The sequence below is a fragment of the Nonomuraea sp. NPDC005730 genome (assembly GCF_040630865.1).
Classification (GTDB): domain Bacteria; phylum Actinomycetota; class Actinomycetes; order Streptosporangiales; family Streptosporangiaceae; genus Nonomuraea.
Genome location: NZ_JBEXYK010000003.1, coordinates 420,145 through 438,665, shown reverse-complemented (window position 1 = coordinate 438,665; position 18,521 = coordinate 420,145). Strand labels below are relative to the sequence as shown.

The following is an 18,521-nucleotide window of genomic DNA, read 5'->3' as shown; positions in this document are numbered from 1 at the left end:
GGGTCGTGCTCAGCGTCCCGCGGTCAGGGGACCTGCCAGCCGCGTTCGCGCAGGGCTTCGGCGAGCGGGGAGGCCGCGTCCGGCTGGACCCACAGCTCGGCGATGCCCAGGGGCAGCCCGGGAGCGTGCTCCAGCCGCACGTCCTCGACGTTGACGCCGACCTCGTCGCACACCTGGAACAGCCGCGCGAGCTGCCCAGGACGGTCACCGATGACCACCTGGACGACCACGTACGCGGGAGCGGGGCCGCCGTGCTTGCCCGGGATGCGCCCGTGCCCGGCGACGCCGCGCTTGAGGAGGTGGGTGAGGTCGCCGCTCGCGGTGCCGTCGCCCTCGGCCAGGGAGCGCAGCGCGGTCGCGGCCTCGGCCAGGTCGCGGGAGACCGCCTCCAGCACCTCGGCGACCGGGGTCGCGTTGCCCGACAGGATGCCGAGCCAGAGCCCGGGGTCGCCGCCCGCGATCCTGGTCACGTCGCGCACCCCCTGCCCGGCCAGGCCGAGCGCGACCTCGGTGGCGTCGGCCAGGCGGGCCGCCACGGCCGAGGCGGCGACGTGGGGGGCGTGCGAGACGACGGCGACCGCGCGGTCGTGCTCCTCCGCGCCCACCTCGACGGGGTTGGCGCCGCACAGCTCGACCAGCTTGAGCACCGCGGCCCTGGCGTCCTCCGCGGCCTCGCCGGTCGGGCACATCGCCCACGGCCGGCCGAGGAACAGGTCGGCCCTGGCCGCCCCCGGGCCGGACTTCTCCCGCCCGGCCAGCGGGTGGGAGGCGACATAGGTCGTCAGGTCACAGCCGAGCCGCGCGGCCAGCCGGATGGGCTCGGCCTTGACGCTGGCGACGTCGGTGTAGAACCGGGCCGCGCCGCGCCGCTGCAGCTTCAGCAGCTCGTCGGCCACGTGCGCCGGGGGCACCGCGATGACCGCCAGGTCGACCTGCCCGGCAGGGACCCGCTCCGGGTCCCACTCCTCGCCCGCGCCCAGTTCCCTGGCCAGCCGCACGGCGGCCGCGTCACGGTCGGCGAGCAGCACGCGCACGTCGTGCTTGCGCAGCGCCAGGGCCGCCGAGGTGCCGATGAGACCGGTGCCGACGACGAGCACGGTGCGGAGTTCCGAGGCCATATTGATGTCCTGATTTATCGGGCTAATGAGAGTGTTGCCTGCCGTGTCGGTCAGGCACGTGCCGCACGACGATCCGGCTCACGCCGGTCGCCTACTGGGCGATGTCCTGACGCAGCGCCACCGCGCCCCGCAGATACACATGCTGCATCTCTGCCCGCGGACGGTCGGTCTCCACATGCGCCATCAGGCGCACCACGCGCGGCAGCGCCCCCGGCACGCCGATCTCGGTGCAGCAGATCAGCGGCACGTCGTGGAAACCCAGCTTGCGCGCCGCGAGGGCGGGGAACTCGGAGGTCAGGTCGGGCGTGGCGGTGAACAGCACGCTGATCACGTCGTCGGTGGTCAGGCTGTTGCGCTCCATGATCGCCTGGACCAGCTCGGTCGTCCCCTGGATGATCGAGTCGCGGTCGTCGGCATCCACCTGGATCGCCCCGCGGATCGCCCGCACCATGCGCTCTTATCCCCTTCCATAGCGGGAGAGCCCGTGCGGAGATGCGCACGGGCCCCTGCGTTCCGGCCAGATTACAGCTTCACGGCCGCGTAAAGCTCGCCGACCTCCTTCAGGCTCAGCGCGCGGACCGTGCCGGCCTTGGTGCGGCCCAGCTTCACCGGACCGAACTCGATCCGGGCCAGGTCGATCACCCGGTGACCGGCCTCCTCCAGCATGCGCCTGACGACGTGCTTGCGGCCCTCGTGCAGCACCACCTCGACCAGCGCCTGCTGGCCGTGCTCCTGGACGATGGCGAAGCTGTCGGCCTTGGCGATGCCGTCCTCCAGCTCGATGCCCTGCTTGAGCCTGCGGCCCAGGTCACGCGGGATCGGCCCCGGCACCTTGGCCCAGTACTTCTTCTGCACGCCGTAGCTCGGGTGCGTCAGCCGGTTGGCCAGCTCGCCGTCGTTGGTGAGCAGCAGCAGGCCCTCGGTCTCGGTGTCGAGCCGGCCGACGTGGAACAGCCGGGGCGCCAGCTCCTCGACGTAGTCGGCCAGGCACGGGCGGCCCTGCGGGTCGTCCATGGTGGACACGACGCCGATCGGCTTGTTGAGGGCGTAGTAGACGAGGTCGGGGGCGGTCGGGATGCGCTTGCCGTCCACATGGATGACCTGGGCGGCGGGGTCGACCTTGGCGCCGAACCGGCGCACGACCTGGCCGTTGACCGTGACGCGGCCGTCGCCGATCATCTCCTCGCAGGCGCGCCTGCTGGCCACGCCCGCCTGGGCGAGCACCTTCTGCAGGCGCACGCCGTCGGGGACCTCGGTGGTGTCGCGCTCGTCGGTGTAGTCGTCGTCGTAGAAGGCACGGTCGCGCAGCGGCTGGCGGGCGGCCTTGACGCGCCTGGCCTGGGGGCTCTCGGAGCCGGTCGCACGCCGTCCGCCGCCGAGCGTCTGCACGTCGTCGCGCCTCGGGGTACGCGGCTGCTGCCCGCGGGGGTTGTCCTCGCGCCTGCCGAAACGGGCGCGGGTGTTGCCGGCGGAGGCGGACCTGGGGGCGTCGTCCCTGCGCCCGCCGCGGTCGGCACGGAAGCCGCCGCCCTGACGCTCGCCGTCGCCGCCACGTCCGGGACGCCCGCCGCCACGGGAGTCGGCGTAACCGCCGCGCTCCCCGCGCCGCTCGCCCGCGTAACCACCGCGGCCCGCGGAAGACCCGCCACGACCGCCGGAGAACCCGCCACGGTCACCCGAGGGGCCACCGCGCTCGCCGGAGTACCCGCCACGGTCGCCGGAGTACCCGCCGCGCTCGCCACCGGCGTAACCACTGCGCTCACCGCGCCGGTCGCCGCCGTAGCCGCCGCGCCGGTCGTCGCCGAACCTGCCCCGGTCGCCGGACCGGGCAGCCCCGCCGAAGCCCTCACCACGCGGCCGGTCCCCGCCCTCACGACGCGGACGCTCGAAACCGCCCTCACGACGCGGACGCTCGAAACCGCCCTCACGACGCGGACGCTCGAAACGGTCACCGCCCTCACGGCGGGGACGGTCGAAACGGTCACCGCCCTCACGGCGGGGACGGTCGAAACGGTCACCACGCGGACCGCGGTCACCGCGGTCGTCACGGGGACGGTCGTCACGGAAGCGGTCGCCGCGGTCGCCACCGGCCGGCCGGTCGGCGCGCTGGTAGCGGTCGTCACGCGCCGGACGGTCCGCGCGGTCGCCGCGCGAGTAGCCGTCGCGGTCGCCGCCGGAACGGCCGAAGCGGTCACCACCGGAGGCGGGGCGACCGGAACGGTCACCACCGAAGCCGGGACGGCCGGAGCGGTCCCCGCCGGAGCCGGGACGGCCGGAGCGGTCGCCGCCGGAGGCGGGACGGCCGGAGCGGTCGCCGCCGCGGGAGCCGGAGTCCTGGCGGGCGCGGTCGTCGCGGTCGCCGAAGCGGGCGCCGCCGCGGTCGGCGCGAAGGGAGTCGCGGCGGGGGTCGTCCCCGCCGAAGCCGCCGCCGAAGCCGTCTCGGCGGTTGTCGTCGGAGCGGAAGGCGGGACGCCCGCCGCGGCCGGAGCCGCCGGTACGTCCACGACCGCGTCCATCACCGGACGGGGTGCTGCGCCTGTTGATCACTTTGTTGTCTCCTCGAGGTTCTCCACGTCGTCGGGGAGGAAGGGAGCGAGCTCGGGAAGCTCGCTGAGGTCCCGCAGTCCCAGACGTTCCAGGAAGTATGAGCTTGTCCGGTAGAGCACTGCCTGGCTCTCCGGGTCGGTGCCGGCCTCCTCGACCAGCCCCCTGGCGACGAGCGTCCGCATGACGCCGTCGCTGTTGACGCCGCGTACGGCGGCGACGCGGGCGCGGCTCACCGGTTGCCGGTAGGCCACGACCGCGAGGGTCTCCAGCGCGGCCTGGGTCAGCCGCGTCTGCTGGCCGTCGCGGACGAACCGCTCGACCAGCGCCGCGCAGTCGGCCCGCGTGTAGAAACGCCAGCCACCCGCGACTTCCCGCAGATCAAAACCCCGCCCGGCGGCCGAATATTCCGCCGCCAGCCCCCTGAGTGCCGCCGCGACCTGGTGGGTGGGGCGCTCCAGCACCTGGGCCAGCGTGATCTCGGCGACGGGCTCGTCGACGACCATCAGGATGGCCTCCAGGGCCGCCTCAAGAGCGGGCCCCGCCTGAGCCTCCTCCGGGGTGTCCTGCCGGTCTCCCTGCCGGTCTCCCTGCCGGTCTCCCTGCCGGTCGGCGACGCTCACCGGCGCGGCCTCGGGAGGGGCGGCGGTGTCCGAAGGCCGCTCGGGGCCGGCGGAAGGCGGCTCGGGGAGGGACGACTCGGGCGACGGCGCGGGCTTCGGCGGCGCGACCGGGAGGTCGGGGCCGGCGGGCAGGGCGGCCGCCTCCTCCGGGGAGGACGGCTGGACGAGGGAGCCCGGGAGGGTCATCCAGGCGGGCAGCGGCGACCCCGAGTCGGGGGCCTTGCGGGGGCCGGGCAGGGGGTTGGGGTTGTCAGTCATTCGATGGTTTCTCCGCGGATTCCTCGTAGTCGTCCCCCACCGCGACGTCGCCGTCGTCGGCGCCCGTCCAGGTCACGTGGAGCTCTCCCAGCGCCTCGACCTGCTCGAACGTCACCGCGGACTCCCGGAACAGCTCCAGCACGGCCAGGAAGCGGGCGATGACCTCGAAGGTGCCCTCGCAGTCGGCCGTCAGCGCGCGGAAGGTGGCCCGGCGCAGCCTGCGCAGGTGCATGACCAGGATGGCCGCCTGCTCCTTGACGCTGGCCAGCGGCTGGTAGATGTGGCCGACGCTGACCGTGGGCGGCAGTTTCGGGGTGAACGCCTTGGCCGCGATGCGGGCGAGCTGCTCGGGCCCGATGCCGAGGATGAGCTCGGGCAGCAGGTTGGCGAACTGCGGCTCCAGCGACACCGTGCGGGGGAACCGCAGCCCCTCCTCGGCCATCCGCCCCGCGAAGACCTTCGCGACCTCCTTGTACGCCTTGTACTGCAGCAGCCGGGCGAACAGCAGGTCTCTGGCCTCCAGGAGCGCGAGGTCCTCTTCGTCCTCCACCTCGCCGGACGGCAGCAGCCGGGCCGCCTTCAGGTCGAGCAGCGTGGCCGCGACCAGCAGGAAGTGGCTGGTCTGGTCGAGGTCCCACTCCGGGCCCCTGGACCGGATGTAGGCGATGAACTCGTCGGTGACCTTGGAGAGCGAGACCTCGGTGATGTCGAGCTTGTGCTTGGCGATCAGGCCGAGGAGCAGGTCGAAGGGGCCCTCGAAGACGTCCAGGTGCACCTGGAAGCCTTGGGGGGCCTCGGTCTGCTCTGCGGTCACCTGGCCATTGTCGCAGGAGCCGGCCAGCGCGAGAGCACCTCGCGGGCCAGTTCGCGGTAGGCGTTGGCGCCGAGGGACGACGGGTCGAAGGTGGTGATCGGCTCGCCGGCGACGGTGGCGTCGGGGAAGCGGACCGTACGGTTGATCACCGTGTGGAACACCTTGTCGCCGAACGCCTCCACCACGCGGGCCAGCACCTCGCGGCCGTGCAGGGTACGGGCGTCGTACATGGTGGCGAGCAGGCCCTCGATCTCGAGGTCTTCGTTGAGCCGCTCCTGGACCTTGGAGATGGTGTCCATGAGCAGCGCGACGCCGCGCAGGGCGAAGAACTCGCACTCCAGCGGCACCATGACGCCGTGGGCGCAGGTCAGCGCGTTGATGGTGAGCAGGCCGAGCGACGGCTGGCAGTCGATGAGGCAGACGTCGTAGTGCGGCAGCAGCGGCTTGATCACCCGGCCGAGCACCTGCTCGCGGGCGACCTCGGTGACCAGCTGCACTTCGGCGGCCGACAGGTCGATGTTGCTGGGCAGCAGGTCGAGGCCCTCGACGCCGGTCTCCAGCAGGACATCTTCGGCGGTGACGCCGCGGTCCATCAGCAGGTTGTAGACGGTCAGGTCGAGCTGGAGCGGGTTGATGCCCAGGCCGACCGAGAGCGCGCCCTGCGGGTCGAAGTCGACCAGCAGCACCTTCAGCCCGCACTCGACCAGCGCCGCGCCCAGGTTGATGGTGGTGGTCGTCTTGCCGACGCCGCCCTTCTGGTTGACCATCGCGACCACTCGCGCCGGCCCGTGCACCTGCGGCGGGACCGGTTCAGGGAACACCGGCCGCGGGCGCTGGGTGGGGCCCAGGTTGACGCCGTTGGAAGGCGCGTTGGTCTTGGTGTCACCCCAGGGGTTGTCGGGGGTCCCCTGGGTCGAACCCTTGGTCGTCACAGTCACCAGCTCGAACCTCCCTGACGATCCCGAACCGGACCGTCCGGACGGACACTATGGCGTCACCACTAAACGCGGCAAGGCGGCACGCCGGGGCACCGCGCACGCGCAAAAGACTATAGATCACTGCCGGGCGCGCGGGTGCGCCGCGGCGTAGACCTCGCGGAGTTTGTCGACCGTGACCAGGGTGTAGACCTGCGTGGTCGTGACGGAGGCGTGTCCGAGCAGCTCCTGGACCACCCGGACGTCGGCGCCGCCGTCGAGCAGGTGGGTGGCGAAGGAGTGGCGCAGGACGTGCGGGCTGATGCCGGCCAGGCCGGCGCGTTCGGCCGCGGCCTGGAGCACTTCCCAGGCCCCCTGCCTGGTCAGCCGGCCGCCGCGGGCGTTGAGGAAGACCGCCGGGGTGCCGCGCCCGTGGGCCAGCAGGCCGGGCCTGGCGCGGACGAGGTAGGCGTCGAGTGCCGAGCGGGCGTAGCGGCCGAGCGGGACGACGCGGGTGCGGCCGCCCTTGCCGCGCAGCCGCACCTGGTCGGGTTCGAGGTCGTCCACGGCCAGGCCGACGGCTTCGGAGATGCGGGCGCCGGTGCCGTACAGGACCTCCAGCAGGGCGCGGTTGCGCAGGGTGAGCGGGGCGCCGTCGGGGCCGGAGGCGGCGATGAGGCGTTCGACCTCGTCGACGGCGATGGCCTTGGGCAGCCTGCGGAGCTGGCGCGGCGGACGTACCTCGTGGGCGGGGTCGTGGGCCGTGACGCCTTCGCGCAGGGCGAACCGGTGGAGCCCGCGTACGGCCGAGACCGCCCGCGCGGCCGAGCTGGCCACGAGGGCGGGATGTTCCCGGTCGCCCTCGCGCAGCGCGGCGAGGAAGGCCTGGACGTCGGCCTCCCCCACCTCGTCGAGCTTCAGCCGCCCGCGCGCCTGCAGATGTTCGAAGTATCGCCGCAGGTCACGGCGGTAGGACGCGAGCGTGTTGGCAGCCAGGCCCCGCTCCACCGCCAGATGGGCGAGGTAGCTGGAGAGCACCGCCTCCACGACATGGTCCTTCCGTCACGCCTCCGGGGCGTCGGCGGGGCGCAACAGGGCGAATCCCTCAACCGAAGCCGCATATGCGGCGAGGATACCGGCCACGGCCGGGGAATTGTGGATCATTCCCATGAGCGCCTTCTCGACCGCGTCGGACAGCGGCACCCATTCGACCGGCATGCCGATCTCCTCGTGCCGGTGGACGAAGGTGTTCTCCTCGTCGGGGATCCTGCTCAGGCCGCGGGCGAGGAAGACCCTGATCCGCTCGTCGGTCATGCCGGGAGAGGAGCGCAGGTCGACCAGGGTGTGCCAGGTGTCGGCGCGGTAGCCGGACTCCTCGGCGAGCTCGCGGGCCGCGGTGTCGGCGAGCGGTTCGCCCGCCACGTCGCGGATGCCGGCCGGCAGCTCCCACATGAGCTGCCGGGTGGGGTGGCGGTACTGCCTGATCATCAGGACGCGGTCGCGGTCGTCGAGCGCGAGCACGGCGACCGAGCCGGGGTGGACGACGTAGTCGCGGTCGGCGACCTCGTCCTGGGGCATCCTGACCGTGTCGGTGACGACCTTGATCACGTAGCCCTGGAAGTGTTCCTTGGACGCGACGACTTCCCACGCCTCGGGCGTGTCTCTGATCATGGCCGCACTCGCTTCCGGTCCTCCGTGGTTACGCGAGCTACCGCCTCCGGACCGAGGCGCGCCGCTCCGGTGACGTTCACTTGCCGACCTTCGTGCTCACGCGGCTGTCGGCGTAGGCCAGGGCGGCGCCGATGAGGCCCTTGAACATCGGGTTGGCCCGGGTGGGACGGGAGCGGAACTCGGGGTGCGCCTGCGTGCCGATGAAGAACGGGTGCACGTCGACGGGCAGCTCGGTGTACTCCACCAGGCGGCCGTCGGGCGACAGGCCGGAGAAGACCAGGCCGACGTTCTCCAGGCGCTCGCGGTAGGCGTTGTTGACCTCGTACCTGTGGCGGTGGCGCTCGTCGACCTTGGCCTTGCCGCCGTAGAGCTGCCTGGCCAGGGTGCCCTCGCCGAGCTTGGCGGTGTAGCTGCCGAGCCGCATGGTGCCGCCCATGTCGCGCTCGCCGGCGACGACGTCCTCCTGGTCGGCCATGGTGGAGATGACCGCGTGCTTGGTGTCGGGGTCGAACTCGGCGGAGTTGGCGTCCTCGACGCCGGCCATGTTGCGGGCGGCCTCGATGACCATGCCCTGCATGCCGAGGCAGATGCCGAGCAGCGGGATCCGGCCCTCGCGGGCGTGCCGGATGGCGCCGATCTTGCCCTCGATGCCGCGCACGCCGAACCCGCCCGGGATCAGCACCCCGTCGACGCCGTCGAGCTCACGCTCGGCGCCCTCGGGGGTCTCGCAGTCGTCGCTCTTGACCCAGCGGATGTTGACCCGCGCGTCGTTGGCGAAACCGCCGGCGCGCAGCGCCTCGGTGACCGACAGGTACGCGTCGGGCAGGTCGATGTACTTGCCGACCAGCGCGATCGTGACCTCCTTGGCCGGGCGGTGCACGCGGCGCAGGAGCTGCTCCCACTCCTTCCAGTCGACGTCGCGGAAGGGCAGGCCGAGGCGGCGCACGACGTAGGCGTCGAGGCCCTCGGCGTGCAGCACCTTGGGGATGTCGTAGATGGAGGCGGCGTCGACGGCGGAGACGACGGCGTCCTCGTCGACGTCGCACATGAGGCTGATCTTGCGCTTGATCGCCGTCTGGACGGGACGGTCGGAGCGCAGCACGATCGCGTCGGGCTGGATGCCGATGCTGCGCAGCGCGGCCACGCTGTGCTGGGTCGGCTTGGTCTTCAGCTCGCCGGACGGGCCGATGTAGGGCAGCAGCGACACGTGCAGGAAGAAGACGTTGTCGCGGCCGACCTCGTGCCTGATCTGGCGGACGGCCTCCAGGAACGGCAGCGACTCGATGTCGCCGACCGTGCCGCCGACCTCGGTGATGACGACGTCGACGTCGGGGCCGGCCATGCCCCGGATGCGGTCTTTGATCTCGTTGGTGATGTGCGGGATGACCTGGACGGTGTCGCCCAGGTACTCGCCGCGCCGCTCCTTGGCGATGACGTTGGAGTAGACCTGGCCGGTGGTGACGTTGGCCGAGCCGTGCAGGTCGGTGTCGAGGAAACGCTCGTAGTGGCCGACGTCGAGGTCGGTCTCGGAGCCGTCGTCGGTGACGAAGACCTCGCCGTGCTGGAACGGGTTCATCGTGCCGGGGTCGACGTTGAGGTAAGGGTCGAGCTTCTGCATGGTGACCCGGAGACCGCGCCCCTTGAGCAGCCGGCCGAGGCTGGAGGCCGTGAGCCCCTTGCCGAGACTGGAGGCGACACCGCCGGTGACGAACAGATGCTTGGTTTGCGATGCGCTGCGCAAAGGGGCTCCCGTGGCTCGAATGGTGGCCGAAGTGTCCACGGGCTCTCAGGATATCAAACAACGCCCCTCACATGCCCGAACGGCATGACCTAGCGGTAACTTTGGGCCCTATGTCACTAGTACGCCGGGCCATGGGCGCGCTGATTCACCGTGCGTACACGGCGATCCGCCACGCCGGGGCGATCTCTCCGGACTCCACGGCGGGTTACCGATTCCGCCGGATCGGCGCGGGAGTCAGCATCGCCTTCCCGCCGGGGGCGATCTTCGGCGAGCGGTGGATCGAGATCGGCGAGCACACCCTGATCGGCGAGCGCGTGTCGATCTCCTGCGGCATGTGGCCTGGCGTCGAGCTCGGCCCCGACTCGATCCTGCGGATCGGCGGCTCGTGCTCGATCGGCAGGGGCTCGCACATCGTGGCCCACCAGTCGATCGACATCGGCGACCACGTCTTCACCGGCCCGTACGTCTACATCACCGACCAGAACCACGTCTACGACGACCCCGAGACGCCGATCGGGCGGCAGTGGCCGCGCAACAGCCCGGTCTCGATCGGCGCCGGGTCCTGGATCGGCACGGGCGCGATCATCCTGCCGGGCACCGTCCTCGGGCGGCAGTGCGTGGTGGCGGGGGGCGCGGTGGTGCGCGGCGAGTTCCCCGACCACAGTGTGGTCGCCGGGGTGCCCGCCAAGCGCGTCCGCGGGTACACGCCGGAGCTCGGCTGGCACGCCCCCGGCGCCGCCGAGGCCGCCGCGGCGATCGCCCTGGCGCTCGACGGGCAGGCCGGGCCGTCCTGAGGGCTGGGACCGGCCCGAGAACGGGGATGGACCGAACAAGCTTCTGGAGGTTAGCGTCGGTGCATGCGGACCGCCATCTGTGAGCGCCTGGGCGTCGAGTTCCCGTTGTTCGCCTTCAGCCACTGCCGCGACGTGGTGGCCGCGGTCACGAACGCCGGCGGGTTCGGGGTGCTCGGGGCCGTCGCGTACTCCCCTGAGCGGCTCGACGCCGAGCTGACGTGGATCGACGAGCGGGTGGGCGGGCGGCCGTACGGGGTGGACGTGCTCGTCCCCGGCCGGATCGACGCCTCGGCGCTCGACCTGCGGGCCCACCTGCTGGACTTCGTGCCCGACCGCCACCGCGACTTCGTCGCCCACCTGCTGTCCAAGTACGGCGTGAACGCGCCGCCGCAACCCCTGAGCGCGGTGGCCGACGAGTTCGGCAGGCGGGTGACGGCATCGGGGGCGACCGCGCTGATCGACGTGGCGCTCAAGCACCCGATCGGGCTCATCGCCAGCGCCCTCGGACCGCCGCCGCCGGAGATGGTGGCGAGTGCCAGGGAGGCGGGCGTGCCGGTGGCCGCGCTGGTCGGAACCGTGGAGCACGCCCGCAGGCAGGTGGCGGCCGGGGCGGACATCGTCGTGGCCCAGGGCACCGAGGCGGGCGGCCACACCGGCGAGATCTCCACGATGGTGCTCGTGCCGCAGGTCGTGGACGCGGTCGCGCCGGTTCCCGTGCTGGCCGCGGGCGGCATCGCCTCGGGACGCCAGATGGCCGCGGCCATGGCGCTCGGGGCCGAGGGGGTCTGGTGCGGCTCGGTGTGGCTGACGACCGAGGAGGCGGAGACGTCGCCCGCGCTCCGGCGCAAGCTGCTGGCCGCCTCGTCGCTGGACACCGTGCGGTCCCGGTCGCGTACGGGCAAGCCGGCGCGGCAGCTCAGGTCGGCCTGGACCGAGGAGTGGGACTCCGGGCAGGAGAGCCCGGGGCCGCTGGGCATGCCCCTGCAACTGCTGCTGGCCGAGGGGGCGATGGCCCGCATCGGCGCGGCGGCCGACCGCGGCGACCCCGGAGCCGTGGAACTCGTCACCTACTACGTGGGCCAGGTGGTGGGCCAGCTCGACCGGGTGCGCCCGGCCCGTGCCGTGGTCTATGACCTGATCAGCGAGTTCACCGACGCCGTGACGCGCCTGACCCGCCTCACTGCCCCCTGAAGGCCCCTCTCGCCGCCCCCGCGCGGCGTGGTTCCTCCCGTATGGCCCGATAGCATGCGCGTGTGGTCGGGACACCGCCTGAGCTGGAGCGTGGCACCGGGGTTCCCGCGCACACGCAGATCGAGCAGTGGCTGCTGGCGGCGATCTCCTCCGGCGAGATGGCCCCGGGCGACCGGCTGCCCGGCGAGCGGGAGCTGGCCGCCCGCCTCGGCGTGAGCCGGATGACCCTGCGCCAGGCCCTGGCCACCCTCGAACGCGACGGCGTGCTGATCAGGCTCCCCGGCCGGTCGGGCGGCGCGTTCGTGGCCGAGCCGCGCATCGAGTGCGACCTGACGGGCCTGGCCGGGTTCACCGAGCAGATGCGCCGCGCCCACCTGCGGGCCGAGGCGCGGATCCTGACGGCCGCCACCGTGCCCGCGCCGGCGGCCGTGGCCGCCGCGCTCGGCGTCGAGCCCGGCGAGCCGGTGCACGAGGTGGCCCGGGTGCGGTCGGCGGGCCGTTCGCCGGTGGCGCTCGAACGTTCCTTCTTCCCCGCCCTGCCCGGCTTCCTCGGCGAGGACCTCGGCGGCTCCCTCTACGCCCTGCTGGCCGGCCGCTACGGGCTGGAGCCGCGGACCGCGGTCGAGCACCTGGACCCGGTGATCGCCGGTCCTGAGGAGGCGGCCGAGCTGGGCATCGCGGCGGGCGCGCCGCTCATGCTGATCGAGCGCACGGCCTACGCCGCCGACGGCACCCCCGTCGAGTACGCCCGCGACCTGTTCCGCCCCGACCGGGTGCGCCTGTCGGTGCGCAGCGGCGTCACCGCGCCCGCGACCCCGCCGGGTCGTGCAGCGGCTCCCTGACCACGGCGCCCGGCACCCACTCCCCCTCGACCTCGACCTCCACCTCGGCTCCCGGCCCGACCGGCAGGTACGCGTAGGCGATCGACTGCCTGACCGTGTACCCGTAGCCGCCTGAGGTGACCCGGGCCACGACCTGGCCGTCCACCCGTACCGGCTCGTTGCCCAGGGCGACCGCCCGCGGGTCGGCCAGGGTGAGGCAGCGCAGGCGGCGGGCCGGGGCGGGGTCGAGGGCGTCGCGGCCGAGGAAGTCCTTGCCGGGCTTGACGCAGAACCCGAGCCCGGCCTCGTACGGCGTCGTCTCGGGCCCGATGTCGGCCCCCCACACCCGGTAGCCCTTCTCCAGCCGCAGGCTGTCGATGGCCCGGTAGCCGCCCGCGACCAGCCCGTACGGCTCCCCCGCCCGCCACAACGTCTCCCACAGCGCGAGCCCGTACTCGCTGGAGCAGTACAGCTCCCAGCCGTGCTCCCCCACGAACGTCACCCGCAGCGCCAGCGCGGGCACGTCGCCCACGGTGAGCTCCCGGGCCGACATGAACGGCAGGTCCGGCGGGTCCGGGGTCAGCCCGGACAGGATGTCGCGGGCCTTGGGGCCCCACAGGGCGAAACAGGCGTACTGGCCGGTGACGTCGGCGATCCTGGCCGTCGAGCCGGTGAGCGCGGCCTGCCGGCGCAGCCAGGCGAGGTCGCGGGAGCCGGACGCGGTGCCGGTGACGATCAGGAACTCCTGCTCGCCGCGCCGGGTGACGGTGAAGTCGCACTCGATGCCGCCGCGCCGGTTCAGCGCCTGGGTGTAGGTGACGGCGCCCACCTGGCGGGCCACGCGGTTGTCGCACACCCATTCCAGCAGGGCGGCGGCGTCCGGACCGGTGACCTCGATCTTGGCGAAGGAGCTCTCGTCGAACAGCCCGGCCGTGGTGCGGGTGGCGCGGTGCTCGGCCCCGACGGCGGGCGACCACAGGCGCCCGGCCCACCCGCGGGGGCGTTCGTCCGCGCCGCCGGGGGCGGCGGAGTAGTGGTTGACCCGCTCCCAGCCCGCCTTCTCGCCGAAGACGGCCCCGTGGGCGGCGTGCCAGGAGTAGGCGGGCGAGACCCGCAGCGGGCGCCCGGCCGCGCGCTCGTGGCCCGGGTAGCGGATGTCGTAGTACGTCTCGTAGTTCTCGACCGAGCGTCTGACCGTGTACGACGGCGACCGGTACTGGCGGCCGAAGCGGCGCACGTCCATGTGGTGGACGTCCATGCCGGGCTCGCCCTCGACGATCCACTCGGCCATGACCCGGCCGATGCCGCCCGCGCCCGCGATGCCGTGGGCGCAGAACCCGGCCGCCACGAAGAGCCCGCCCACCTCGGTCTCCCCCAGGCAGAACTCGTTGTCCGGGGTAAACGCCTCCGGCCCGTTGATCAGCTTGCGGATGCCGACGTCGGCCATCGCGGGCACCCGGATCCGGGAGTTGGCGGAGATCTCCTCCAGGCGCGGCCAGTCCTCGGGCAGCAGCCTGCCGTTGAAGTCGGCCGGGACGGCGTCGTAGGAGGTCTCGGAGGCGGTCCAGGGGGCGCAGGTGCGCTCGTAGCCGCCCATGACCAGGCCGCGCACCTCCTGCCGGTAGTAGACGAGCAGGTCGGGGTCGCGCAGCGTGGGCAGGACGGGGTGGTCGTGGCAGGCGTCGGTGACGACGTACTGGTGGGACATCGGCACGATCGGGACGCGCACCCCGGCCATGCGGCCGATCTCGGCGGCGAACATGCCGCCGCAGTTGACCACGATCTCGCAGGCGATGTCCCCCTGGTCGGTGCGGACGCCGGTGACGCGCCCGCGTTCGACGCCGATGCCCAGCACCCGCGTACGGGTGCGCACGCGGGCGCCGCCCTCGCGGGCCCGGGCGGCGAGGGCGTAACACAGCATCGAGGGGTCGACCTGGCCGTCGGTCGGCAGGTACGCCGCCCCCACCACCCCGGACGGTTCCATCAGCGGGAACAGCTCCACCGCCTCGGCGACCGAGATCTCCTCCAGCGGCAGCCCGAACGTCCTGGCCCAGCCGATCTGGCGGCGGATCTCGGCCATCCGCTCGGGGGTGGAGGCCAGCTTGAGGCCGCCGCACTCGGTCCAGCCGGCGTCGAGGGTGCGGTAGAGCTCCACGGAGTACTGGTTCATCCGGGTCAGGGTCGGATCGGAGCGGAGCTGGCCGACCAGGCCCGCCGAGTGGAAGGTGGAGCCGCTGGTGAGCTCGTCCCGCTCCAGCAGGACGACGTCGCGTTCGCCGCGCCGGGTGAGGTGGTAGGCGACGGACGCGCCGCCCACCCCGCCGCCGATGATCACGATGCGGGCCGAGTCGCTCATGGTCGCGAGGCTAACCCGCGTACCGTAAAAGGTCTAGACCGTTTAGGACGGCGGAGCTAGCATCGATCATGGCGATCGCCCGGGTCCTCGACCGCATCCCGCTGCTGTCCGGCCTGCCGCGCTCCGTCGAGGAGCTGCCCGGCGGGATGACCAACCGCAACTACAAGGTCACCACCCCGGCCGGGGTCTACGTCGTGCGCGTGGCCGCCAGCGACGGCTCCCTGCTGGGCATCGACAAGGACGCCGAGCACGCCGACTCGGTCGCCGCCGCGCGGGCCGGGGTGGGGGCGCCCGTGCACGGCTACCTGCCGGAGGCGGGCGTGCTGGTGATCGGGTTCCTGCCGGGCCGCACGTTCACCGAGGCCGACCTGTGGGAGCCGGCGAACCTGCCCCGGGTGGCGGAGGTGTGCCGGCGGTTGCACGCGGGGCCGCGCTTCGTCCGCGATTTCGACATGTTCGAGGTGCAGCGGGGGTATCTGCGGATCGTCCAGGAGCGAGGTTTCCGACTTCCTGCGAAATATCTGGATTTCATGCCCGCCGCCGCAGAAATCAGGAAATGTCTGGCGGTACGCGCCGAGCCCACCGTCCCCTGCCACAACGATCTCCTGCCCGGCAACATCGTCGAGTGCGGCGACCGCCTCCATCTCATCGACTACGAGTACGCCGGCAACAACGACCCCTGCTTCGAGCTCGGCAACCTGTGGAGCGAGGCCGACCTGCCGCCCGGCCACCTGGATGAGCTCGTCACCGCCTACTACGGCCGCCGCCTGCGCCACAAGATCGCCCGCGCCCGGCTGCTCGGCCTGATGTCCAAGTACGGCTGGACCCTGTGGGCCTCGATCCAGGACGGCGCCAACGACACGATCGACTTCGACTTCTGGTCCTGGGGCATGGAGAAGTACGAGCGTGCGGCGGCCGAGTTCACCCGGCCGGGCCTGGCCCGCGTGATGGAGGCCGCGGCGGGGGCAGACTAGGGGGATGTTCGCCGCGCTGACCGGTCTCGGCCTCTCCACCGCCGCCGGCCTTAACGCCTACATCCCGCTCCTGGTCGTGGGCGTGCTGGCCAACCTCACCGACCGGGTGAAACTGCCCGACGGCTACTCCTGGCTGTCGAACTGGGGCGTGCTGGCGATCATCGCGGTGCTGCTGGTCGCCGAGATGGTCCTCGACAAGGTGCCGGCCGTCGACTCCGTCAACGACGCCATCCAGACCGTGGTGCGTCCGGCCGCGGGCGGCGTGGTCTTCTCCGCCACCAACGCCGCCGCCGAGCTCGACCACTCCACCTGGATGACCGAGAACCCGTGGGCCGGCTGGCTGCTGGGCATCGTGATGGCGCTGGCCGTCCACACGCTGAAGGCGACGGCCCGTCCGGTGATCAACGCGGGCACGGCGGGGGTGGGCGCGCCCGTGGTGAGCACCGCCGAGGACGCCGGCTCGCTCGGCATGAGCCTGATCGCGGTGTTCCTGCCGCTGCTGGTGATCGTCGCGCTGCTGCTGCTCGTCCTGCTCGCGTGGTGGACCTTCCGGCGGGTACGCCGGCTGCGCGCCCGGCGCAGGATCAGGAGAAATCCACCCCCAGGCTGAGTACGCCTCACCCTGCGGGCTGATCCGCTCCCCCGTCCCGCGCTCCTACGGTGTTCCCTCATGAAGCGAGTCATCATCACGGGGGGAGTCGCTGCTCTCGGCCTGGCCGCGTCGGTCGCGCCCGTCCCGGCGTCGGCGTCCGCGCAGGCGAGCGTCACGGTCGTCGCCGCCAAGCTCGACGGCCCGCGCGGCCTGACCTTCGGCCCCGACGGCGCCCTGTACGTCGCCGAGTCCGGTTCCGGCGGCAAGATCAAGTGCGCGACCGTGCCCGCCGAGCCGGGCGGCGAGGCGAGCAAGGTGTGCCTCGGCCTCACCGGGAAGATCTCCAAGCTGGCCGACGGCCGGCTGACCACCGTGGTCAAGGGCCTGCCCTCGGCCGGCTCCGACGGGCTCGGCACCGGCCCGCACGACGTCGCCTTCGCCGCGGACGGCTCCATGCTGGTGCCCGTCGGCCTGGGCGGCAACGGCAAGCTGCGGGCCGACCTCGGCCCCAAGGGCCGCACCCTCGGCACGCTGCTGAAGATCAAGGACGGGAAGTCGTCCGTCATGGGCGATCTGCTCGCGTTCGAGGTCAACCACAACCCGGACAAGAAGGACAAGGGCAGCGCGATCGACTCGTACCCGTTCGCGGTCGTGCCGACCCCGCAGGGCGGCGCGCTGGTCACGGACGTGGGCGCCAACGACGTGCTCCAGGTCAGCGCGTCGGGCAAGGTGACGCTGCGGGCGGTGTTCCACGCGCGCAAGGTCGCGGCCCCGGCCATGCTCAAGCTCCCCAAGGGCAGCAAGGTGCCGATGCAGTCGGTGCCGATGGGCATCGCGGCCGCCCCCGACGGCTCCTACTACGTCGCGGAGCACGCCGGGTTCCCGCAGCCCGAGGGCGTGGCCAGGGTGTTCAGGCTGGCCGGGAAGAAGGCCGAGACCGCCGTCAAGGGCTTCACCACCGCGGTCGACGTCGCCTTCGACGCCTCGGGCCGGCTGCTCGTGCTCGGCTCGGTCGGCCCGGTGCCCGCCGACCACCAGCCCCGTACGTCGCTCTACCGGATCGAGGCCGACGGCACGCGCACCGAGCTGCTCAAGCCGGGCACGCTGACCGTGCCGCTGGGCATGGCGGTCGCCGGCGACGGTTCGGTCTACGTGTCGAACAAGGGCTTCACCCCCGGCAAGGGCGAGATCGTCCGGGTGGAGCTGCCCGCATAGACGTGTGAGCGCCATGGCCCCCAACCCCCTGTGTGCGCTCACACGAAGGGCCCGGCAGCAGCGTCCGCGCTGCCGGGCCCTTCACCATGTCGTTCAACGCCCCCTGAGCCAGCCCTCCAGCACGCGGACGAACTCCGCCGGGCGCTCCTCGTGCAGCCGGTGGCCCGAGCCCTCCCAGCACACGACCTTCGAGTCCGGATGCTTGAGCAGCCCGGCCTCCCAGGCCGCGCGTCCGGGGTCGGCCCAGATCGACAACACCGGGCAGCTCCGGCGGGCCAGGTAGTCGTCACTGGCCGGCCGCACGCCGATGGCCCCCGGGGCGGTGAACATGGCCTCGAACGCCTCGGCCAGCACGTGCGGGGGCATGCCGGACAGGCGGCGCTTGTGCCAGCGCCGGATGACGGCGGGGGTCGCGGAGGTGGTGCACCATCGGTCGATCTCCTCGGCGACGGCGTGCGGGTGCTCGCCGCGCAGGCCCGCGATCATGCCGGGGAAGCCCGCGGCGAGGTCCTGGCTCATGCCGTAGCCGGGGTCGAGGGTGACCAGCGCCCGTACGCGGCCGGGATGCTCGACCGCGAGGATCGAGACGACCTGGCCGCCCATCGAGTGGCCGACCGCGATCACCTCGGGGACGTCCAGGCGGTCGAGCAGCGTGTTCAGGTCCTCGGCCATCGCCTGTGAGGTGTTGCCGGTCTCCGGGACCGAGGAGTAGCCGTGGCCGCGCAGGTCCACGGCGATGACGCGGTGGCGGGCGGCCAGGGCGTCGATGTGCCAGGACCACTGGTGGGAGTCGGCGCCCCAGCCGTGCACGAGCAGCAGCGGCGGGTCGCCGGCGCCGTCGTCGGTGTAGAAGAGGCTGATGGTTGCCGAAATTTCGGCGTGTGGCATGAAATAT

17 protein-coding genes are annotated in these 18,521 nt (G+C 72.7%); 6 read left to right on the top strand and 11 right to left on the bottom strand.

Annotation, left to right across the window (positions count from 1 at the left end):
- Positions 1-23 precede the first annotated feature (23 nt).
- The 9 genes from ABZ444_RS07040 to ABZ444_RS07000 all read right to left on the bottom strand — a co-directional run bounded on the left by ABZ444_RS07040 (position 24) and on the right by ABZ444_RS07000 (position 9,683).
- Positions 24-1,118: a prephenate dehydrogenase gene (locus tag ABZ444_RS07040; protein WP_357993762.1), complete on the bottom strand. Its 1,095-nt coding sequence runs from the start codon at positions 1,116-1,118 to the stop codon at positions 24-26.
- Positions 1,119-1,209: 91 nt separating this feature from the next.
- Positions 1,210-1,569, bottom strand: a complete 360-nt coding sequence (aroH, locus tag ABZ444_RS07035; RefSeq protein ID WP_357968329.1) for a chorismate mutase — start codon at positions 1,567-1,569, stop codon at positions 1,210-1,212.
- A 71-nt stretch (positions 1,570-1,640) separates the two neighbouring features.
- Positions 1,641-3,665 carry a pseudouridine synthase gene (locus ABZ444_RS07030; RefSeq protein WP_357993759.1) on the bottom strand — a complete coding sequence of 675 codons (2,025 nt, stop codon included), beginning with the start codon at positions 3,663-3,665 and terminating at the stop codon, positions 1,641-1,643.
- Entirely contained in the window at positions 3,662-4,183 is a 522-nt protein-coding gene (scpB, locus tag ABZ444_RS07025) for an SMC-Scp complex subunit ScpB (protein ID WP_357993965.1), read from the bottom strand. Before scpB ends, ABZ444_RS07030 begins: the two co-directional genes overlap by 4 nt.
- Positions 4,184-4,535: 352 nt before the next feature.
- Positions 4,536-5,357: a segregation/condensation protein A gene (locus ABZ444_RS07020; RefSeq protein ID WP_357993755.1), complete on the bottom strand. Its 822-nt coding sequence runs from the start codon at positions 5,355-5,357 to the stop codon at positions 4,536-4,538.
- On the bottom strand, positions 5,354-6,295 hold the full coding sequence (locus tag ABZ444_RS07015) for a ParA family protein (RefSeq protein WP_125630250.1): 942 nt from the start codon (positions 6,293-6,295) through the stop codon (positions 5,354-5,356). The genes ABZ444_RS07020 and ABZ444_RS07015 overlap by 4 nt, the downstream gene beginning before the upstream one ends.
- 117 nt (positions 6,296-6,412) lie before the next feature.
- The gene (locus ABZ444_RS07010; RefSeq protein ID WP_352321922.1) at positions 6,413-7,318 is read right to left on the bottom strand and encodes a site-specific tyrosine recombinase XerD; all 906 of its coding nucleotides are present in this window, start codon (positions 7,316-7,318) and stop codon (positions 6,413-6,415) included.
- A 15-nt stretch (positions 7,319-7,333) separates the two neighbouring features.
- Positions 7,334-7,942 (bottom strand): NUDIX hydrolase, encoded by a 609-nt coding sequence (locus ABZ444_RS07005; RefSeq protein ID WP_357993752.1) that lies wholly within the window; start codon positions 7,940-7,942, stop codon positions 7,334-7,336.
- Between the two features lie 76 nt (positions 7,943-8,018).
- The gene (locus tag ABZ444_RS07000; protein WP_357993749.1) at positions 8,019-9,683 is read right to left on the bottom strand and encodes a CTP synthase; all 1,665 of its coding nucleotides are present in this window, start codon (positions 9,681-9,683) and stop codon (positions 8,019-8,021) included.
- Between the two features lie 110 nt (positions 9,684-9,793).
- Between ABZ444_RS07000 and ABZ444_RS06995 the strand changes: the two genes are divergently transcribed.
- The 3 genes from ABZ444_RS06995 (at position 9,794) to ABZ444_RS06985 (ending at position 12,510) form a co-directional block, all read left to right on the top strand.
- Complete coding sequence (locus ABZ444_RS06995) at positions 9,794-10,477, top strand: DapH/DapD/GlmU-related protein (protein WP_357993746.1); 684 nt, start codon at positions 9,794-9,796, stop codon at positions 10,475-10,477.
- Positions 10,478-10,540: 63 nt separating this feature from the next.
- On the top strand, positions 10,541-11,668 hold the full coding sequence (locus tag ABZ444_RS06990; protein WP_357993743.1) for a nitronate monooxygenase family protein: 1,128 nt from the start codon (positions 10,541-10,543) through the stop codon (positions 11,666-11,668).
- 62 nt (positions 11,669-11,730) lie between these two features.
- Complete coding sequence (locus ABZ444_RS06985; protein ID WP_357993741.1) at positions 11,731-12,510, top strand: GntR family transcriptional regulator; 780 nt, start codon at positions 11,731-11,733, stop codon at positions 12,508-12,510.
- Here ABZ444_RS06985 and ABZ444_RS06980 read toward each other — a convergent pair.
- A complete protein-coding gene (locus tag ABZ444_RS06980; protein WP_357993738.1) occupies positions 12,467-14,845 on the bottom strand; it encodes an FAD-dependent oxidoreductase in 2,379 nt (792 codons plus the stop codon). The genes ABZ444_RS06985 and ABZ444_RS06980 overlap by 44 nt on opposite strands.
- A 68-nt stretch (positions 14,846-14,913) precedes the next feature.
- Here ABZ444_RS06980 and ABZ444_RS06975 point away from each other — a divergent pair, with 68 nt between their 5' ends.
- Genes ABZ444_RS06975 through ABZ444_RS06965 form a run of 3 tightly spaced genes read left to right on the top strand, consistent with a single transcriptional unit; the run spans position 14,914 to position 17,626 of the window.
- A complete protein-coding gene (locus ABZ444_RS06975) occupies positions 14,914-15,819 on the top strand; it encodes a phosphotransferase (RefSeq protein ID WP_357993735.1) in 906 nt (301 codons plus the stop codon).
- A gap of 4 nt (positions 15,820-15,823) precedes the next feature.
- On the top strand, positions 15,824-16,429 hold the full coding sequence (locus ABZ444_RS06970) for a DUF4126 domain-containing protein (protein ID WP_357993732.1): 606 nt from the start codon (positions 15,824-15,826) through the stop codon (positions 16,427-16,429).
- Positions 16,430-16,489: 60 nt separating this feature from the next.
- On the top strand, positions 16,490-17,626 hold the full coding sequence (locus ABZ444_RS06965) for a ScyD/ScyE family protein (RefSeq protein ID WP_357993729.1): 1,137 nt from the start codon (positions 16,490-16,492) through the stop codon (positions 17,624-17,626).
- A gap of 93 nt (positions 17,627-17,719) precedes the next feature.
- Here the strand turns inward: ABZ444_RS06965 and ABZ444_RS06960 are convergent, their stop codons facing one another.
- Positions 17,720-18,514 (bottom strand): alpha/beta hydrolase, encoded by a 795-nt coding sequence (locus ABZ444_RS06960; protein WP_357993726.1) that lies wholly within the window; start codon positions 18,512-18,514, stop codon positions 17,720-17,722.
- Between the last annotated feature and the right edge of the window lie 7 nt (positions 18,515-18,521).